Origin of the sequence: Pseudomonas sp. URMO17WK12:I11, assembly GCF_007677725.1 — a bacterium.
Lineage (GTDB): Bacteria > Pseudomonadota > Gammaproteobacteria > Pseudomonadales > Pseudomonadaceae > Aquipseudomonas.
Genome location: NZ_VEDF01000010.1, coordinates 62,383 through 78,474 on the forward strand (window position 1 = coordinate 62,383; position 16,092 = coordinate 78,474).

17 protein-coding genes are annotated in these 16,092 nt (G+C 62.6%); 10 read left to right on the forward strand and 7 right to left on the reverse strand.

Translation table 11 applies throughout. The features are described from left to right. Positions 1-2: 2 nt before the first annotated feature. The 3 genes from FS665_RS18480 (at position 3) to gdhA (ending at position 3,811) form a co-directional block, all read left to right on the forward strand. Complete coding sequence (locus FS665_RS18480) at positions 3-362, forward strand: hypothetical protein (protein WP_145191626.1); 360 nt, start codon at positions 3-5, stop codon at positions 360-362. Between the two features lie 210 nt (positions 363-572). Further along, positions 573-2,240, forward strand: a complete 1,668-nt coding sequence (gene ettA, locus FS665_RS18485) for an energy-dependent translational throttle protein EttA (protein WP_145191629.1) — start codon at positions 573-575, stop codon at positions 2,238-2,240. A 230-nt stretch (positions 2,241-2,470) separates the two neighbouring features. Then, positions 2,471-3,811, forward strand: a complete 1,341-nt coding sequence (gene gdhA, locus FS665_RS18490; RefSeq protein ID WP_145191632.1) for an NADP-specific glutamate dehydrogenase — start codon at positions 2,471-2,473, stop codon at positions 3,809-3,811. A 160-nt stretch (positions 3,812-3,971) separates the two neighbouring features. Here the strand turns inward: gdhA and FS665_RS18495 are convergent, their stop codons facing one another. From FS665_RS18495 to FS665_RS18510, 4 genes are all read right to left on the reverse strand, one after another. Beyond that, positions 3,972-4,460: a GreA/GreB family elongation factor gene (locus FS665_RS18495; RefSeq protein ID WP_145191634.1), complete on the reverse strand. Its 489-nt coding sequence runs from the start codon at positions 4,458-4,460 to the stop codon at positions 3,972-3,974. Positions 4,461-4,527: 67 nt separating this feature from the next. Continuing rightward, entirely contained in the window at positions 4,528-4,884 is a 357-nt protein-coding gene (locus tag FS665_RS18500; RefSeq protein WP_145191637.1) for a hypothetical protein, read from the reverse strand. Between the two features lie 94 nt (positions 4,885-4,978). Next, the gene (locus FS665_RS18505; protein ID WP_145191639.1) at positions 4,979-6,832 is read right to left on the reverse strand and encodes a DUF4105 domain-containing protein; all 1,854 of its coding nucleotides are present in this window, start codon (positions 6,830-6,832) and stop codon (positions 4,979-4,981) included. Positions 6,833-6,905: 73 nt separating this feature from the next. Next, positions 6,906-7,394, reverse strand: coding sequence for a DUF3015 domain-containing protein (locus FS665_RS18510; RefSeq protein ID WP_145191641.1), 489 nt, complete (start codon positions 7,392-7,394; stop codon positions 6,906-6,908). A 257-nt stretch (positions 7,395-7,651) separates the two neighbouring features. On the opposite strand from FS665_RS18510, the gene FS665_RS18515 reads away from it, so the two are divergent. The 4 genes from FS665_RS18515 (at position 7,652) to FS665_RS18530 (ending at position 11,910) form a co-directional block, all read left to right on the forward strand. Continuing rightward, positions 7,652-10,090: a Lon protease family protein gene (locus FS665_RS18515; protein WP_145191644.1), complete on the forward strand. Its 2,439-nt coding sequence runs from the start codon at positions 7,652-7,654 to the stop codon at positions 10,088-10,090. A gap of 163 nt (positions 10,091-10,253) precedes the next feature. Continuing rightward, the gene (locus FS665_RS18520; RefSeq protein ID WP_145191647.1) at positions 10,254-10,592 is read left to right on the forward strand and encodes a hypothetical protein; all 339 of its coding nucleotides are present in this window, start codon (positions 10,254-10,256) and stop codon (positions 10,590-10,592) included. A gap of 99 nt (positions 10,593-10,691) precedes the next feature. Next, positions 10,692-11,180, forward strand: coding sequence for a TIGR00645 family protein (locus tag FS665_RS18525; protein ID WP_003247486.1), 489 nt, complete (start codon positions 10,692-10,694; stop codon positions 11,178-11,180). Positions 11,181-11,292: 112 nt separating this feature from the next. Then, positions 11,293-11,910 carry an FKBP-type peptidyl-prolyl cis-trans isomerase gene (locus FS665_RS18530; protein WP_145191650.1) on the forward strand — a complete coding sequence of 206 codons (618 nt, stop codon included), beginning with the start codon at positions 11,293-11,295 and terminating at the stop codon, positions 11,908-11,910. Between the two features lie 84 nt (positions 11,911-11,994). On the opposite strand, the gene FS665_RS18535 is transcribed toward FS665_RS18530, so the two are convergent. From FS665_RS18535 to FS665_RS18545, 3 genes are all read right to left on the reverse strand, one after another. Beyond that, positions 11,995-12,240 carry a hypothetical protein gene (locus FS665_RS18535; protein WP_145191652.1) on the reverse strand — a complete coding sequence of 82 codons (246 nt, stop codon included), beginning with the start codon at positions 12,238-12,240 and terminating at the stop codon, positions 11,995-11,997. Positions 12,241-12,321: 81 nt separating this feature from the next. Further along, positions 12,322-12,663: a zinc ribbon domain-containing protein YjdM gene (locus FS665_RS18540; RefSeq protein WP_145191655.1), complete on the reverse strand. Its 342-nt coding sequence runs from the start codon at positions 12,661-12,663 to the stop codon at positions 12,322-12,324. A 134-nt stretch (positions 12,664-12,797) separates the two neighbouring features. Continuing rightward, the gene (locus FS665_RS18545) at positions 12,798-13,766 is read right to left on the reverse strand and encodes a polyprenyl synthetase family protein (protein ID WP_145191657.1); all 969 of its coding nucleotides are present in this window, start codon (positions 13,764-13,766) and stop codon (positions 12,798-12,800) included. A gap of 245 nt (positions 13,767-14,011) precedes the next feature. On the opposite strand from FS665_RS18545, the gene rplU reads away from it, so the two are divergent. From rplU to cgtA, 3 genes are all read left to right on the forward strand, one after another. Then, the gene (gene rplU, locus FS665_RS18550) at positions 14,012-14,326 is read left to right on the forward strand and encodes a 50S ribosomal protein L21 (protein ID WP_008092021.1); all 315 of its coding nucleotides are present in this window, start codon (positions 14,012-14,014) and stop codon (positions 14,324-14,326) included. Between the two features lie 38 nt (positions 14,327-14,364). Next, a complete protein-coding gene (gene rpmA / locus FS665_RS18555; protein ID WP_023533198.1) occupies positions 14,365-14,622 on the forward strand; it encodes a 50S ribosomal protein L27 in 258 nt (85 codons plus the stop codon). Positions 14,623-14,810: 188 nt separating this feature from the next. Further along, the gene (cgtA, locus tag FS665_RS18560; protein WP_145191660.1) at positions 14,811-16,037 is read left to right on the forward strand and encodes an Obg family GTPase CgtA; all 1,227 of its coding nucleotides are present in this window, start codon (positions 14,811-14,813) and stop codon (positions 16,035-16,037) included. Positions 16,038-16,092: the final 55 nt, after the last annotated feature.

Below are 16,092 nucleotides of genomic sequence, written 5' to 3' on the forward strand. Positions count from 1 at the left end.
TTTTGGTTACTCACTTTTCCACCAATGGCCTCGATTCCGCCTGTGGGCGCAGCAGTCAGACCCTTGTCAGCACTGCCGTGACCACGGACGTATCCTGCAAATCGTGCCAGCGCTCGCTGGTCAAGCCGAGCCCGGCTGCGGCGGCCGTACCCAAGTCGCCATCGCTGGCCGAGCTGCGCAAGACCGCCAAGACCGCCAAAACGGTCAGCGCGCCAGCCGCCCCGGCGCCTGTCGTCGTGCCAGCGCAGCCTGTACGCAGCGCAGGCTTCAGCGTCAAGGCCGCCTGGGCCGCACGTTTGACCGGGCAAGGCGACCGTTGCCGCCTGCCACGGGGCAAGGCGGCCAAACAGCGTCACGTCTGAGCCTGCGTCAGCTGCCGTGCCGGCCCCCAGCGTGCAGCGGCCGAGGGGCCGGCACGGCACCAGGCCCCCACCATCCGACCACCCTGTGCAACGCTGCGCGTTGGCGTAGAATGGTCGACTTTGTTCACTACACCCCGTAAACACATCCCCCTGGCCGCGTGGCCGGGGCGCGCGTCGATGTCTTTACCTATCTGATTAGAGGGCTTGGTTTTGGCTCAATACGTCTACACCATGCATCGGCTGAGCAAGGTCGTGCCGCCGAAGCGGGAAATTCTCAAGAACATCTCCCTGTCGTTCTTCCCAGGCGCCAAGATCGGCGTACTCGGCCTGAACGGCGCCGGTAAGTCCACCCTGCTGCGGATCATGGCCGGCGTCGACAAGGAATTCGACGGCGAAGCGCGTCCGATGCCCGACATCAATGTCGGTTACCTGCCTCAGGAGCCGCAACTGGACCCGAGCAAGTCCGTGCGTGAAGTGGTCGAGGAAGCCGTCAGCGTGATCAAGGACGCCCAGGCCCGCCTGGACGAGGTCTACGCCGCCTACGCCGAGCCTGACGCCGATTTCGACAAGCTGGCTGCCGAGCAGGCCAAGCTCGAAGCCATTCTGCAGGCCGCCGACGGCCACAACCTCGAGCGCCAGCTCGACGTAGCCGCCGACGCCCTGCGTCTGCCGGCCTGGGATGCACGCATCGAACACCTGTCCGGTGGTGAGAAGCGCCGCGTCGCCCTGTGCCGTCTGCTGCTGTCGGCCCCCGACATGCTGCTGCTCGACGAACCGACCAACCACCTGGATGCCGATTCGGTGGCCTGGCTCGAGCGCTTCCTGCACGACTTCCCTGGCACCGTGGTGGCGATCACCCACGACCGTTACTTCCTCGACAACGTCGCCGGCTGGATTCTCGAACTCGACCGCGGCGCCGGTATCCCGTACGAGGGCAACTACTCGGGTTGGCTGGAAGCCAAGTCCGATCGTCTGGCGCAGGAATCCAAGCAGCAGAGCGCCCACGAGAAGGCCATGAAAGAGGAACTGGAGTGGGTGCGCAAAGGCGCCAAGGCCCGTCAGTCCAAATCCAAGGCGCGTCTGCAACGCTTCGAAGAACTGCAATCGCAGGAATTCCAGAAGCGCAGCGAAACCAACGAGATCTACATCCCGGCCGGTCCGCGCCTGGGCGACAAGGTCATCGAGTTCAAGAACGTCACCAAGGGCTACGGCGACCGCGTGCTGATCGACAACCTGTCGTTCTCCATGCCCAAAGGCGCCATCGTCGGGGTGATCGGCGGTAACGGTGCCGGTAAATCGACCCTGTTCCGCATGCTGATGGGCAAGGAACAACCGGACTCGGGCAGCATCGAGATCGGCGAAACCGTGCAACTGGCCTGCGTCGACCAGAGCCGCGAAGACCTCGACGGCAGCAAGACCGTGTTCCAGCAGATCTCCGACGGCTCCGACCAGATCCGCATCGGCAGCTACGAGATTCCATCGCGCACCTACGTCGGCCGCTTCAACTTCAAAGGCGGCGACCAGCAGAAGTTCGTCAAGGACCTCTCCGGTGGTGAGCGTGGCCGTCTGCACCTGGCACTGACCTTGAAGGAGGGCGGTAACGTCCTGCTGCTCGACGAACCGTCCAACGACCTCGACGTCGAGACCCTGCGCTCCCTGGAAGAAGCCCTGCTGGACTTCCCAGGCGCGGCCATCGTGATTTCCCACGACCGTTGGTTCCTGGACCGTGTGGCCACTCACATCCTGGCCTACGAAGACGACTCCAACGTGGTGTTCTTCGAGGGTAACTACACCGAGTATGAAGCGGACCGCAAAAAGCGCCTGGGCGATGCTGCTGCCCAGCCGCACCGTGTGCGTCACAAGAAGCTGGCTCAATAAGCCGGTTTCTGATGCACGATCATGGGGCCCAGGTGGCCCCATTTTTGTGCTCGCTTGAAAAGCCTGTGGGCCTATGAATCAGGGATAGCGAGCAGTGGCTTTGTATACATTTATATAAAACGCACCAAATAATTTCATAAAAACGACATTGCGCCCTGTTGCAGTGCGATTGCTTCTTGGTACATTCGGGAAAAACCAATAAGTCCAATCCTCTTGGTGAGATGTCTACCATGATCGAATCCGTCGACCATTTCCTCGCACGCCTGCAGCAACGTGACCCCGGCCAGGCCGAATTCCATCAGGCGGTAGAAGAGGTGCTGCGCACCCTGTGGCCGTTCCTCGAAGCCAATCCGCGTTACCTGCAATCGGGCATTCTCGAGCGCATGGTCGAGCCTGAGCGCGCTGTGCTGTTCCGGGTGTCGTGGGTCGACGATCAGGGCAAGGTCCAGGTCAACCGTGGCTATCGCATCCAGATGAACAGCGCCATTGGCCCGTACAAGGGCGGCCTGCGCTTCCACCCGTCGGTGAACCTGAGCGTGCTCAAGTTCCTGGCCTTCGAGCAGGTGTTCAAGAACTCCCTGACCTCGCTGCCCATGGGCGGCGGCAAAGGCGGCTCGGACTTCGACCCCAAGGGCAAGAGCGACGCCGAGGTCATGCGCTTCTGCCAGGCGTTCATGAGCGAATTGTACCGCCACATCGGCGCTGACTGCGACGTGCCGGCCGGTGACATCGGTGTCGGTGCGCGCGAGATCGGTTTCATGTTCGGCCAGTACAAGCGCCTGGCCAACCAGTTCACCTCGGTGCTCACCGGCAAGGGCATGACCTACGGCGGCAGCCTGATCCGCCCGGAGGCCACCGGCTACGGCTGCGTGTACTTCGCCGAAGAAATGCTCAAGCGCAAGGGCCAGCGCATCGATGGCCGCCGCGTGGCGATCTCCGGTTCCGGCAACGTGGCCCAGTATGCGGCGCGCAAGGTCATGGACCTGGGCGGCAAGGTGATCTCGCTGTCCGACTCCGAGGGCACCTTGTACGCCGAGGCCGGCCTGAACGACGCACAGTGGGACGCCTTGATGGAGCTCAAGAACGTCAAGCGCGGGCGCATCAGCGAGCTGGCCACGCAGTTCGGCCTGGAGTTCCGCAAGGGCCAGACGCCATGGAGCCTGGCTTGCGATATCGCCTTGCCCTGCGCCACCCAGAACGAGCTGGATCTCGACGATGCGCGGACCTTGTTGGGCAACGGCTGCATCTGCGTGGCCGAAGGCGCCAACATGCCGACTACCCTGGCTGCGGTCGACCTGTTCATCGAGGCCGGCATTCTGTATGCGCCAGGCAAGGCGTCCAATGCTGGCGGCGTAGCCGTGTCGGGCCTGGAGATGTCGCAGAACGCCATGCGTCTGCTGTGGACGGCGGGGGAGGTCGACAGCAAGCTGCACAACATCATGCAGTCGATTCACCATGCGTGTGTGCATTACGGCGAGGAAGCCGACGGTACGGTGAACTACGTCAAAGGCGCCAACATTGCCGGGTTCGTCAAAGTAGCTGACGCCATGCTGGCGCAAGGGGTGGTCTAGTAGCCCATCAGTTGCCGCGCTTTGGCCTGTGGGAGCAACTGTCTTGCGCAGCCATCAAACCCGTGGCGATCTTCTTGTGGGAGCAAGACAGCTGCTCCCACAAAGTGAATCCCACCGGGTGATCCCTCAGGGTGCGGCGACGCAGCCTTTGCAAAGCCACTCACCCAATCTCGAGAATCTCGATCATCTGATCCCCCACCGGTCGCCGCCATACCACTTCATCCCCTGGCCCCGCGCCCAGCAAGGCCCGGCCCAGGGGTGAACCCCAATTGATCAGCCCGCGCCCGGCGTCGGCCTCATCTTCACCTACCAATTGCACAAGATGCTCCTGGTCCTGCTCATCGACGAAGCGCACCCGGCTACCGATCTGCACCTTGCTGCGCGAGGACGCCTGCGGTACCACCTGAGCGCTCTGCACCCGCGCACTGAAGTAGCGCAGATCCCGCTCCGTATCGGCCAGGCGCTGTTTGTCGGCGCGCTCGCCTTGGGCCTGCAGTTCGCTGCGCAAGCCGTTGAGTTCGGTCACCCGCAGCTGCAGCTGCTGCAAGCCGTTGGCGGTCACGTAATTGGGTTGTTCGCTGACCCGTCGCTCTACCGGCTGAACAGCCTGGGCGGCGGCTTGATCTTCGTTGACGAATGCTCGGCTCATCAGTGGCCTCCTTTTGCAGAAGACCAGCATGGCAGCCTGGCGGTTTCAGTGGATGTCCGCCTGCGACCTAGTCAGGGCGGTAGGCCCGTGCAGCGCCACGGTCCTTTTCCTGCTGCCACTGGCGCTCACGCTCGTCCCAGAACTGCTCGTGGTACTCACGTTGCGCTTCGCTGTTCTGCATGGCCTGGCACTGGCGAAAGCCGTCGTCCCAGCCATTTTCGTACTGGCGCTCGTGCAGGTAGCGCTGCACGTTCTTGCGATACTCGCCGGCTATCGTCCCGGCCGCCTGGCGGCCGCTGCTGCAGCCGTCCTGGAAGCCATCGGCGAATGCCGGGGGATAACCGCGCTCGACCATTTGCTGGTGAGTGCTTTCACACCCTGCCAGCAACAATGCCAAGCACAAGACGAAGCCTAATCGCGACATGACCACCTGGACCTTTGCAGCGTTACTGTCAGTCTAGGTGGCGATCTGTCGCAGCGCTGTCAAATCAATGTCAAAGGCTCGCGTGGCGCACACGTCAGTAGTGATACCACTTGAGCTCGAGCATCACTTCGTTCTGCGCCGTGGCCAGGTGGCTGAACTGGCGCGAAGCACTCAGGCGCAGGCCCAGGTTCTGGCTGATTTCCCACTGCTGGTTGAGGCTCACACTGCGGCGTACCTCGCCATTGGTGAAGTAATCGCCCTTGGCCTCCAGGGTCATGTTGCCCAAGCCGTTGCGCCACAACAGGCCGCTGTTGAACCCGGCTGCCGGGGCGATGAACTGGGCGAAGTCGTTGTGGTGCTCGACCCGCACCGTGCCCAGGGCAAAGCCCAGCAAGCCGTCGGCCAACTGCCAGGTGCCGCCGGCGCCGCCATTGACGTGGCTGACCAGCACCTCGTCGTCATGCTTGCCCGGCACCCGCTCGAGGCCGCCCGCCACCTGCCACGACCACGGCTTGAGCAGCGCGTTGCGCGGGGTCAGCGAACGAATGGTCGCCAGATCGAGGCGCTGCACCTGCCAGTCGTTGCCCTCGTACTGACGCACCTTGAGCTGCAGGATTTCGATCTGCGCACCCAGCGGGAAGCCATAGGCGTTGTCGTTAAGGTCGTGATAGGCCATGCGCAGGCCGTACTCGGCATAGGCGCGGTCTTCACGCGTGCCGACGCCCAGCTGCCAGGTGCGCGAGTCGTGGCCATCCTCGGGCAAGCCGGGGCGCTCGATCTGCAGCGCTGGCGGCGGGTTGCTGTTGATCGCCCGCAACAGCTCGAAGCTGCGCTTGGCCTGGCCAGGGTCGCGCTCCTGACCATTGGCGCGGTAGCGCTCCAGGCGGTAGGCGGCGTCCTGCACCAGCGCCTGGCGCTCGCGCGGCATGGCCTTGAAGGCAGGGCTCTGCAGTTGCGAGGTGTCGGCGCTGACCGCCAGTACCTGCTGTTTTTCGGCGTGATCGAGCGGCTCGGCACGGGCCAGCAGCTCGCGCTCGCGGGAGGGGCGATAGACCTCGCTGGCCACCAGGCCAGACTGTTTGACGGCCTTGACCGTGTCGGTCGGAATGGCTGTGAGCGGAAACTGCGAGGTCAGGTCCAGGCTCGGCCGGGCCACTTGCAGCAGCTCCAGCAGGCGGTACGAGCAGTTTTCGTCGAAGAAGAAGTAATCGAACTGGATCTGCTTGAGTTCCCAGACGTGTTCGACCATGCGCCCGGTTTCTTCCGGCGTCAGGTCCAGCTGGTACTCCCACAGGTCGCGGTTCTCCAGGCTGCGGTATTCGGAGAGCTTTTCCTGGTAGGGCATCATCGCGAACAGACCGGGGTAGCCGCCCATCAGGCCTTTCCAGGCGTACAGGATGCTGTTGTCGCTGCCTTCGATGTAGGCGCCGAAGTTGATCGCGTAACTGAGCAACGTGGTGTCGTCGCTGCGGGTATTGGACTGATCGATGCGCAGCAGGGTGTGGCCGAACATCGACGAGGGGCTGTTCAGGTAGGCTGCGGGGAAGATCAACGCCGCGCTGTGCGGGTCGATCGACGTGTACCACGTCTTGTACTCTTGGCAGTCGGGTTGCGGCAGGCCTTGCAGGTCGAGCTGCTCGCGCAACCAGCGGGTGCGCGCCGGGAACACGCATTGGGCATGTTTGTCGCCCAGGCTTGCAGGGGCGTACAGGGCTTGCACGGTGGCCGCCAGCTCCTGGTCGGGATGGTGCGCGCCGTCGGCGGCGAGGAAGAACTTGTCATCGTCCACATAGCTGCGCCAACCGCCGAGCTTGGCCGTTTCATAGTGACCCAGGGCGATCCAGTAAGGGGTGTTGGCCAGCTGTTGCAGGCGGCCTGGGTCCAGCACTGGCGTGGCATGAACAGGGGCGCAGGCAATCAGCGCCAGAGATGCGAGGCGTTTGAGCATGGGGGGCAACTACTTCTTGAAGATTGCCGAAAAGGCGAAACCCGCCCCGGGGTCGGGGCGGGCGTAGCTGCACTCAGGCCTCGGAAGCGTACTTGGCCAGGCGTGGGTCGTTCTTCAGAACGGCCAGGGTGTTGCTGTGCACGGTTTCAGCGTTCACGTCAGCACTGCTGAAGATCTGGTTGAAGTGCTGGTGGGTGACCGAGTTGAAGTAGCCACGGTCTTCCGGCGCTACGCCCAGAACCACAGCGTAGGTGGTCAGGGCTTCGCCCTGGCCCATAGCCATGTCTTCGGACAGTTCGTTCATCATGCCATTCATGGCGAACCAGGATTTGCCGCCGTAGGTCAGCGCGGCCTTGGTCGAGCAGCCGTTGGTGCCGGAGGTCATGCCGAAGGTGGCGTTACCCGAAGTACCGTTGGTGGTGGAGGCCAGGAAGTGGGCCGGGGTGCCGCGCTGGCCTTCGAACAACAGGTTGCCCCAACCGCAATTCGGGCCACCTGGCGCTTCTGCCATGGCGTTGAGGGAAACCACGGTGAACAGAGTACCCAGAAGAATCCGTTTCATAGCTTTGTTCTCTTATGTCTTAGACGTTAACCAAGGGTCAGGTTACTGGCAACGTGATTGCCAGGTCGGGAAAGCATTTCACCCACCCGCGCAGCTTGGAGTTTAGGCACGATCTAAAGGTTGCGTCATTGATTGCGAAAAATTTGCTTGGTTAACCGGTATCGCAGCTGCGACATAAAGTCCGCTGGAGCCTTGCAAGGCGCGCGCAGGCAGCGCCAGAATGCTGAGTATCTGCCCCGCCGAAGTAAGGAAACCCAATGCCCGATCCTGTCGCTGCGCGCCTGCGTCTTGCGCCTGAAGCCCTGACCCGGCGTTTCTCCCCCGAGCAGTTTGCCTTTACCCACACCGACGATCTGGAGCCGTTTCGCGGAGTCCTGGGCCAAGAACGTGCTGTCGAAGCCCTGCAGTTCGGCGTGGCCATGCCACGTCCCGGTTACAACGTGTATGTGATGGGCGAGCCCGGCACTGGGCGCTTCTCGTTCGTCAAGCGTTACCTCAAGGCCGAGGGCAAGCGTCAGCAGACCCCGGCCGACTGGCTCTACGTCAACCACTTCGACGATACCCGCGAGCCCCGGGCATTGGAGCTGCCCTCGGGCAGTGCGGCAGCGTTCATCAGCGACATGGGCGGGCTGATCGACAACCTGCTGGCCACTTTTCCGGCGGTGTTCGAACACCCTTCGTACCAGCAGAAGAAGGGCGCCATCGACCGCGCCTTCAACCAGCGTTACGACCGCGCCCTGGATGTGATCGAGCGCGCCTCGCTGGAGAAGGACGTGGCCCTGTACCGGGACGCCAGCAATGTGGCCTTCACCCCCATGGCCGACGGCAAGGCGCTGGATGAGGCAGAGTTCGCCCAGCTGCCCGAAGAGGTGCGCGAGCAGTTCCACGAAGACATCGCCCTGCTCGAAGAGCGCCTGAACGAAGAGCTGGCCAGCCTGCCGCAATGGAAGCGCGAGTCGAATAACCAGCTGCGCCAGCTCAACGAAGAAACCATCACCCTGGCCTTGCAGCCCTTGCTGGCGCCGCTGTCCGAAAAATACGCCGAAAACGCTGCGGTCTGCGCCTACCTGCAATCGGTGCAGCTCAACCTGTTGCGCACCGTGGTCGAGCAACTGGTCGACGACAGCAAGACCGACGCGGTGGCGCGCAAGCTGCTCGAAGAGCAGTACATGCCGAGCCTGGTGGTCGGCCATCACGCCGATGGCGGTGCGCCGGTGGTCTTCGAGCCGCACCCGACCTACGACAACCTGTTCGGGCGGATCGAATACAGCACCGACCAAGGCGCGTTGTACACCTCCTACCGCCAGCTGCGCCCCGGTGCGTTGCACCGGGCCAATGGCGGCTTCCTGATCCTCGAAGCGGAAAAGATGCTCGGCGAGCCGTTCGTCTGGGACGCGCTCAAGCGCGCCTTGCAGTCGCGCAAGCTGAAGATGGAATCGCCGCTTGGCGAGCTGGGCCGCGTGGCTACCGTCAGCCTCACGCCGCAGATGATCCCGCTGAACATCAAGTTGGTGATCATCGGCTCGCGCCAGCTGTACTACGCGCTGCAAGACCATGATCCAGACTTCCAGGAAATGTTCCGGGTGCTGGTCGACTTCGACGAAGACATGCCGATGGTCGACGAGAACCTCGAGCAGTTCGCCCAGCTGCTGCGCACCCGCACCAACGAAGAGGGCATGGCGCCGCTGACCAGCGACGCGGTGGCGCGCCTGGCCACCTACAGCGCCCGCCTGGCGGAAAACCAGTCGCGCCTGTCGGCGCGCATTGGCGACCTGTTCCAGCTGGTCAGTGAGGCCGACTTCATTCGCCAGTTGGCCAGCGACGAAATGACCGACGCCGGGCATATCGAGCGCGCACTCAAGGCCAAGGCGTTCCGCACCGGCCGGGTCTCGCAGCGGGTGCTCGACGACATGCTGGCCGGGATCATCCTGATCGACAGCGAAGGCGCAGCCATCGGCAAGTGCAACGGCCTGACCGTGCTGGAAGTCGGTGACTCGGCATTCGGCATGCCCGCGCGCATTTCCGCCACGGTCTACCCCGGCGGCAGCGGCATCGTCGACATCGAGCGCGAGGTCAACCTCGGCCAGCCGATTCACTCCAAGGGCGTGATGATCCTGACCGGGTACCTGGGCAGCCGTTATGCCCAGGAATTCCCCCTGGCGATTTCCGCAAGCATCGCCCTGGAGCAGTCCTACGGCTACGTGGACGGCGACAGTGCCTCATTGGGTGAGGCGTGCACGCTGATCTCGGCCCTGTCGCGCACACCGCTCAAGCAGTGCTTTGCCATTACCGGCTCGATCAACCAGTTCGGCGAAGTGCAGGCGGTGGGCGGGGTCAACGAGAAGATCGAAGGCTTCTTCCGCCTGTGCGAAGCACGCGGCCTGACCGGCGAGCAGGGGGTGATCATCCCGCGTGCCAACGTCGCCACGCTGATGCTCGACGAGCGGGTGCTGCAGGCGGTGGAAAACGGCGTATTCCATGTGTACGCCGTCAGCCAGGCCGACGAAGCCTTGAGCTTGCTGGTGGGTGAAGACGCCGGCGAGCTGGACGACAAGGGCCAGTTCACCGAGGGCAGCGTCAATGCGCGGGTGGTGGAGCGCTTGCGCGAGATCGCCGAAATGATCAGCGAGGAAGACATCGAGAAGGCGGAAAAAGAACGCCTCGAAGAGGTGATCGCTCAGGCTAAACCGGCCTGAGTCAAGAAACCGGCGCTAGCGGCCATGTGCTACCGTTCAGCGCCGGTTTTCCATCTTCGCCTGGCGATCTTCTATGCTGGAACTTAAGGACGGTATCAGGGTTCAGGATGGAAACAGCTCGGGTGTCCTGGGCTGAACAGGGCTTCATGGAGGGTACGCGGCCATGCGCAACCTCAGCCTTACTCGCCAGTGCCTGGGCCTGGTGACTCGCATCGAATGCAGCATCCGCCCACTGGCCGGGGATACTGGCATGTGGACCTTGCTGTTCGCGGCCGGCATGGCCGGCGAACAACCTTCCGCGATCAAGGCACAAGGGCCGTTCCACGGGCCGATGGTGGCCGAGTCGGTCCTCAGCGCCATCGTCGACAGCCTGACCTTGCACGGTTACCGCGTCGCCGACGACCCACAGATCTGGTGCCTGCATCTGCAAGCTCAGCTGCGCCGCATCAACGGCGAGCGCTGTCGCAACCTCGGCGATTACCAGTTTCATCCGGAAACCTGATCACACCCTGCGCCAGCGTGTCGCAGGCTTTTGCTGTCACAGGCGGCTGGCTATACTCGCGCTCGTTTCTCCAGTCACCTGACGAGTCCCAAACCCTCCATGGAACGTATTCTCGAAAACGCGATGTATGCCTCGCGCTGGCTGCTCGCCCCTATCTACTTCGGTTTGTCGCTAGGCCTGCTGGCACTGGCGCTGAAGTTTTTCCAGGAAGTGGTCCACGTCCTGCCCAATGTCTTCGCCCTCAGCGAAGCCGACCTGATCCTGGTGATCCTGTCGCTGATCGACATGTCGCTGGTCGGCGGTCTGCTGGTGATGGTGATGATCTCCGGCTACGAGAACTTCGTTTCGCAGCTGGACATCGACGAGAGCAAGGAAAAGCTCAACTGGCTGGGCAAGATGGATTCTTCATCGCTGAAGATGAAAGTGGCCGCTTCGATCGTGGCGATTTCGTCCATCCACTTGCTGCGGGTGTTCATGGACGCGCAGAACATCTCCACCGATTACTTGATGTGGTATGTGATCATCCACATGACCTTCGTCGTCTCGGCGTTCTGCATGGGCTACCTGGACAAGTTGACCAAGCACTGAGCACTCCTGGGCGCCGCTACGGTCCAGCTGCCGAGCGGCGCCCAGTGTGCTAGGCTGCTCGCCCTTTTCATCAAGGGCGCGGCTGCACGGCGCCCTGCAGTGGAGCACGACAATGTCCGAACTCAACCTGTCCACCGACGAAACCCGCGTCAGCTACGGCATCGGCCGCCAGCTGGGCGGCCAGCTGCGTGACAACCCGCCACCGGGCGTCAGCCTGGAGGCTATCCTGGCCGGCCTGACCGACGCCTTCAACGGTGCCGACAGCCGCGTCAGCGAAGCCGACCTGTCGGCCAGCTTCAAGGTCATTCGTGACGTGATGCAGGCCGAAGCTGCTGCCAAGGCCGAAGCCGCTGCTGCCTCTGGCAAGCAGTTCCTCGCCGACAACGCCAAGCGTGACGGCATCACCACCCTGGCCTCGGGCCTGCAGTACGAAGTGCTGAGCGCAGGCGAAGGCGCCAAGCCGAGCCGCGACAGCAACGTGCGCACTCACTACCACGGCACCCTGATCGACGGCACCGTGTTCGACAGCTCCTACGAGCGTGGTCAGCCGGCTGAATTCCCGGTGGGTGGTGTCATCGCTGGCTGGACCGAAGCCCTGCAGCTGATGAACGCCGGTAGCAAATGGCGCCTGTACGTGCCGAGCGAACTGGCCTACGGCGCCCAAGGCGTTGGCAGCATCCCGCCGCACAGCGTGCTGGTGTTCGACGTCGAGCTGCTCGACGTTCTGTAATGCCCGCTTGATGCGATTCGCGGCACTCGCCCGCTGCCACGGCCTGGCGCCGGGCAGCGGGCGGATGCCGTGAAACTGCCGGTTTCAATTCCAGTCTGTTCCCCCAGGGCGCAACGCCCGTGCATAGCAGAACAAAAACAGATTGCGCACCAGCTCCTTGAGCACGATCGGCTCGCTCGAATTCAATCCATTCAGGTCCAGGTCACCTTGGTCGCGCAGTTCGTCCAGGGCTTCTTCTTCGAGCACCGCGCACACTTCACCGGTTTCCCGATGAAGAATGCGCAGGTAGGGGTGGGGCCGGTCCAGCCAGGCGTCGATCAGATAAGTCATGGCTATTCTCCTTGGATAGCAGTTCCAATGAGAATAATTCTTATTATCAGAATAGCAAGTGCCAATTGGCGGATTTTGTCATCACACCTTACGCACGAACTCGGACTTGAGCTTCATGGCGCCGATGCCGTCGATCTTGCAGTCGATGTCGTGGTCGCCGTCGCACAGGCGGATGTTCTTGACCTTGGTGCCGACCTTGACCACCAGCGACGAGCCTTTGACCTTGAGGTCCTTGATCACCGTGACGGTGTCGCCGTCCTGCAGGACGTTGCCGACCGAATCTTTCTTCACCACGTCATCGCTGATGGCTTCGGCTTCAGCGTTGGCCGACCACTCGTGGGCGCACTCGGGGCAGATCAGCTGGGTGCCATCCTCGTAGGTGTATTCGGAATTGCAGTTGGGGCAGGGCGGCAAATTGCTCACTTCGGATCCTTAAACAGGCGGGCGGTTAAAGGCCCATATTGTATAAGGTTTTGTCGGGAAAGTGTTTCACCTGCCCAAACGCATCGCGGGCAAGCTGGTTGCCCAGCTTGCCCGCGATTGAAGCGAAGCGAGGGTCAGTGCGTACGGGCGACTGCGAATTCGCTCAGCTCGACGAGGGCGTCGCGGTATTCGCTGGCCGGCAGCACTTCCAGGCAGGCGATGGCACGCTTGACGTAATCGCGGGCCATTTCGGCGGTGTACTTCAAGGCGCCGGAGTCTTGCACGGCCTGGCGAATCTGCTCCAGGTCCTCGAGCCCGCCTTTCTGGATGGCCTTGCGCACCAGTGCCGCTTGCTCAGGGGTGCCTTCGCGCATGGTGTAGATCAGCGGCAAGGTCGGCTTGCCTTCGGCGAGGTCGTCACCGACGTTCTTGCCCAGGGCTTCGGCGTCGCCTTCGTAGTCGAGCAGGTCGTCGACCAGCTGGAAGGCCACCCCCAGGTGGTCGCCAAAGGTGCGCAGCGCTTCGCGCTGTTCGGCGCTGGCGCCAGCCAGGGCGGCGGCGCTGTGGGTCGAGGCTTCGAAGAGCATCGCGGTCTTGCCGCGGATGACGTCCATGTACACCTCTTCGGTCGTGCTGGCATCGCGTACCCGCGACAACTGCAGCACTTCGCCCTCGGCGATGACCCGGGTGGCCTTGGACAGGATCTGCATCACCGGCATCGAGCCGAGCTCGACCATCATTTCGAACGAGCGTGAATAAAGGAAGTCGCCCACCAGCACGCTCGGTGCGTTGCCCCACAGGGCATTGGCGGTGGAGCGGCCACGGCGCATGCCGGACATGTCGACCACGTCGTCGTGCAGCAAGGTGGCGGTGTGCAGGAACTCGATGGTCGCCGCCAGCAGGCGCAGCTGGTCGCCTTCGCGGCCCAGGGCCTTGCCGCACAGCAGCACCAGCAGTGGACGCAGACGCTTGCCGCCGGCCGACGTGATATAGTCGCCGATCTTCGATACCAGCGGCACGCGCGAGGTCAGCTGCTTCTTGATGATCTCGTCGACGGCGCTGAAATCGTCAGCTACCGCGCGGTAGAAGGTTTGGGGTTGCATCGGCTGCTCCATTGGGGTTGCGCGGCATGCTAGGTCGCAGGTCCCGGTGTGTCAAGGCGCGGTGCCCGCGGGCCGGGGCCGGGACTTGCAAGCAAAACCGCGGTTGCGTACAATCGCGCACCCTAACTTCCTGGGCAGCACCTGCCTTACGCAATTGCACAGGGCCGTTCCAGCCCCATGCAGCCATGCCAGCCAATACTCATCATATAAAGCGCTGGGTGAGCAGGATTATCGGAGAAATACCCATGTCTTACGCAGTAATCGTTACCGGCGGCAAGCAGTACAAAGTCGCTGAAGGTGAATTCCTCAAGATCGAAAAACTGGAAATCGCCACTGGCGAGTCCGTGACCTTCGATCGCGTTCTGCTGGTTGCCAACGGTGAAGAAGTCACCATCGGCGCTCCAGTCGTCGCCGGCGCTAAAGTGGTTGCCGAAGTCGTTTCGCAAGGCCGTCACGACAAGGTCCGCATCATCAAGTTCCGTCGTCGTAAGCACCACATGAAGCGTATGGGCCACCGCCAGTGGTTCACCGAGATCAAAATCACCGGTATCCAGGCTTAATCGCCCGGTTCCCCTGAATTTATTTGGAGAATTGAACCATGGCTCACAAAAAGGCTGGTGGTAGTACTCGTAACGGTCGCGACTCAGAATCGAAACGCCTTGGCGTGAAGATGTATGGCGGCCAGGTTATCAAGCCAGGCAACATCATCGTCCGCCAGCGCGGCACCGAATTCCACCCAGGCTACGGCGTGGGCATCGGTAAAGATCACACCCTGTTCGCCAAGATCGAAGGCGTGATCAAGTTCGAGAAGAAAGGCGAGTTCAACCGCCGTTACGTGAGCATCGTCGCAGCCTAATCGCGACGTCGCTCCTGAAGCCCCGTCATGCGACGGGGCTTTTTCGTTTGTGGTGAGCCTCTTGCAAAGCTGTTTGTATGGGCTGCCGGCGTGGGTTTCTTCGGTCGTACGGGGCCGCCGCGCTCATTTTTGCAAGAGCCTCAGGTTTTTCAGTATTCAGCTCGCCGATCGGCGAGAGGCGGTTTTCAATGAAGTTTGTTGACGAAGTATCCATTCGGGTCAAGGCCGGTGACGGCGGTAACGGTTGCATGAGCTTCCGCCGCGAGAAGTTCATCGAGAACGGCGGCCCCAACGGCGGTGACGGTGGTGATGGCGGTTCGGTGTACATGGTTGCCGACGAAAACCTCAACACCCTGGTCGACTATCGCTACACCCGTCACCACGAAGCCCAGCGCGGCTCCAATGGCGGCAGCACCGATTGCACCGGCAAGAAGGGCGAAGACCTGTTCCTGCGCGTGCCGGTCGGCACTACGGTGATCGACGCCACCACCCAGGAAGTGATCGGCGACCTGGTCACCCCAGGGCAGAAGCTGATGGTCGCCCAGGGCGGCTGGCACGGCCTGGGCAATACCCGTTTCAAGTCCAGTACCAACCGTGCGCCGCGCCAGACCACGCCGGGCAAGCCGGGCGACCAGCGCGACCTGAAGATGGAGCTGAAAGTGCTGGCCGACGTCGGCCTGCTGGGCCTGCCGAACGCGGGCAAGAGCACCTTCATCCGTTCGGTTTCGGCAGCCAAGCCGAAAGTCGCCGACTACCCGTTCACCACCTTGGTGCCAAACCTGGGTGTGGTCAGCGTCGACCGTTGGAAGAGCTTCGTCATCGCCGACATCCCTGGCCTGATCGAAGGTGCCTCCGACGGTGCTGGCCTGGGTATCCGCTTCCTCAAGCACCTGGCGCGCACCCGCGTGCTGCTGCACCTGGTCGACCTGGCGCCGCTGGATGGCAGCAGCCCGGCCGACGCCGCGGAGATCATCATCAACGAGCTGACCCGCTTCAGCCCGTCGCTGACCGACCGTGAGCGCTGGCTGGTGCTGAACAAGTCCGACATGCTGATGGACGACGAGCGTGACGAGCGGGTCAAGGAAGTGGTCGAGCGTCTGCAGTGGGATGGCCCGGTGTATGTGATCTCGGCGATCTCCAAGCAGGGCACCGAGCAGCTGAGCCATGACCTGATGCGCTACATCGAAGACCGCGCCGACCGCCTGGCCAACGACCCAGCTTATGCCGCGGAAATGGCCGAGCTCGACCAGCGCATCGAAGACGAAGCGCGTGCCCAGCTGCAAGCCCTGGACGATGCGCGTACCTTGCGCCGTACCGGCGTCAAGAGCGTGCACGACATCGGCGACGACGATGCCTGGGATGATGATTTCGAGGACGACGAAGACGGCCCGGAAATCATTTACGTGCGCGACTGACCGGTTGCAGTACACTAAACGCCGCTCCTTTGAGCGGCGTTTTTGTATCCACGGT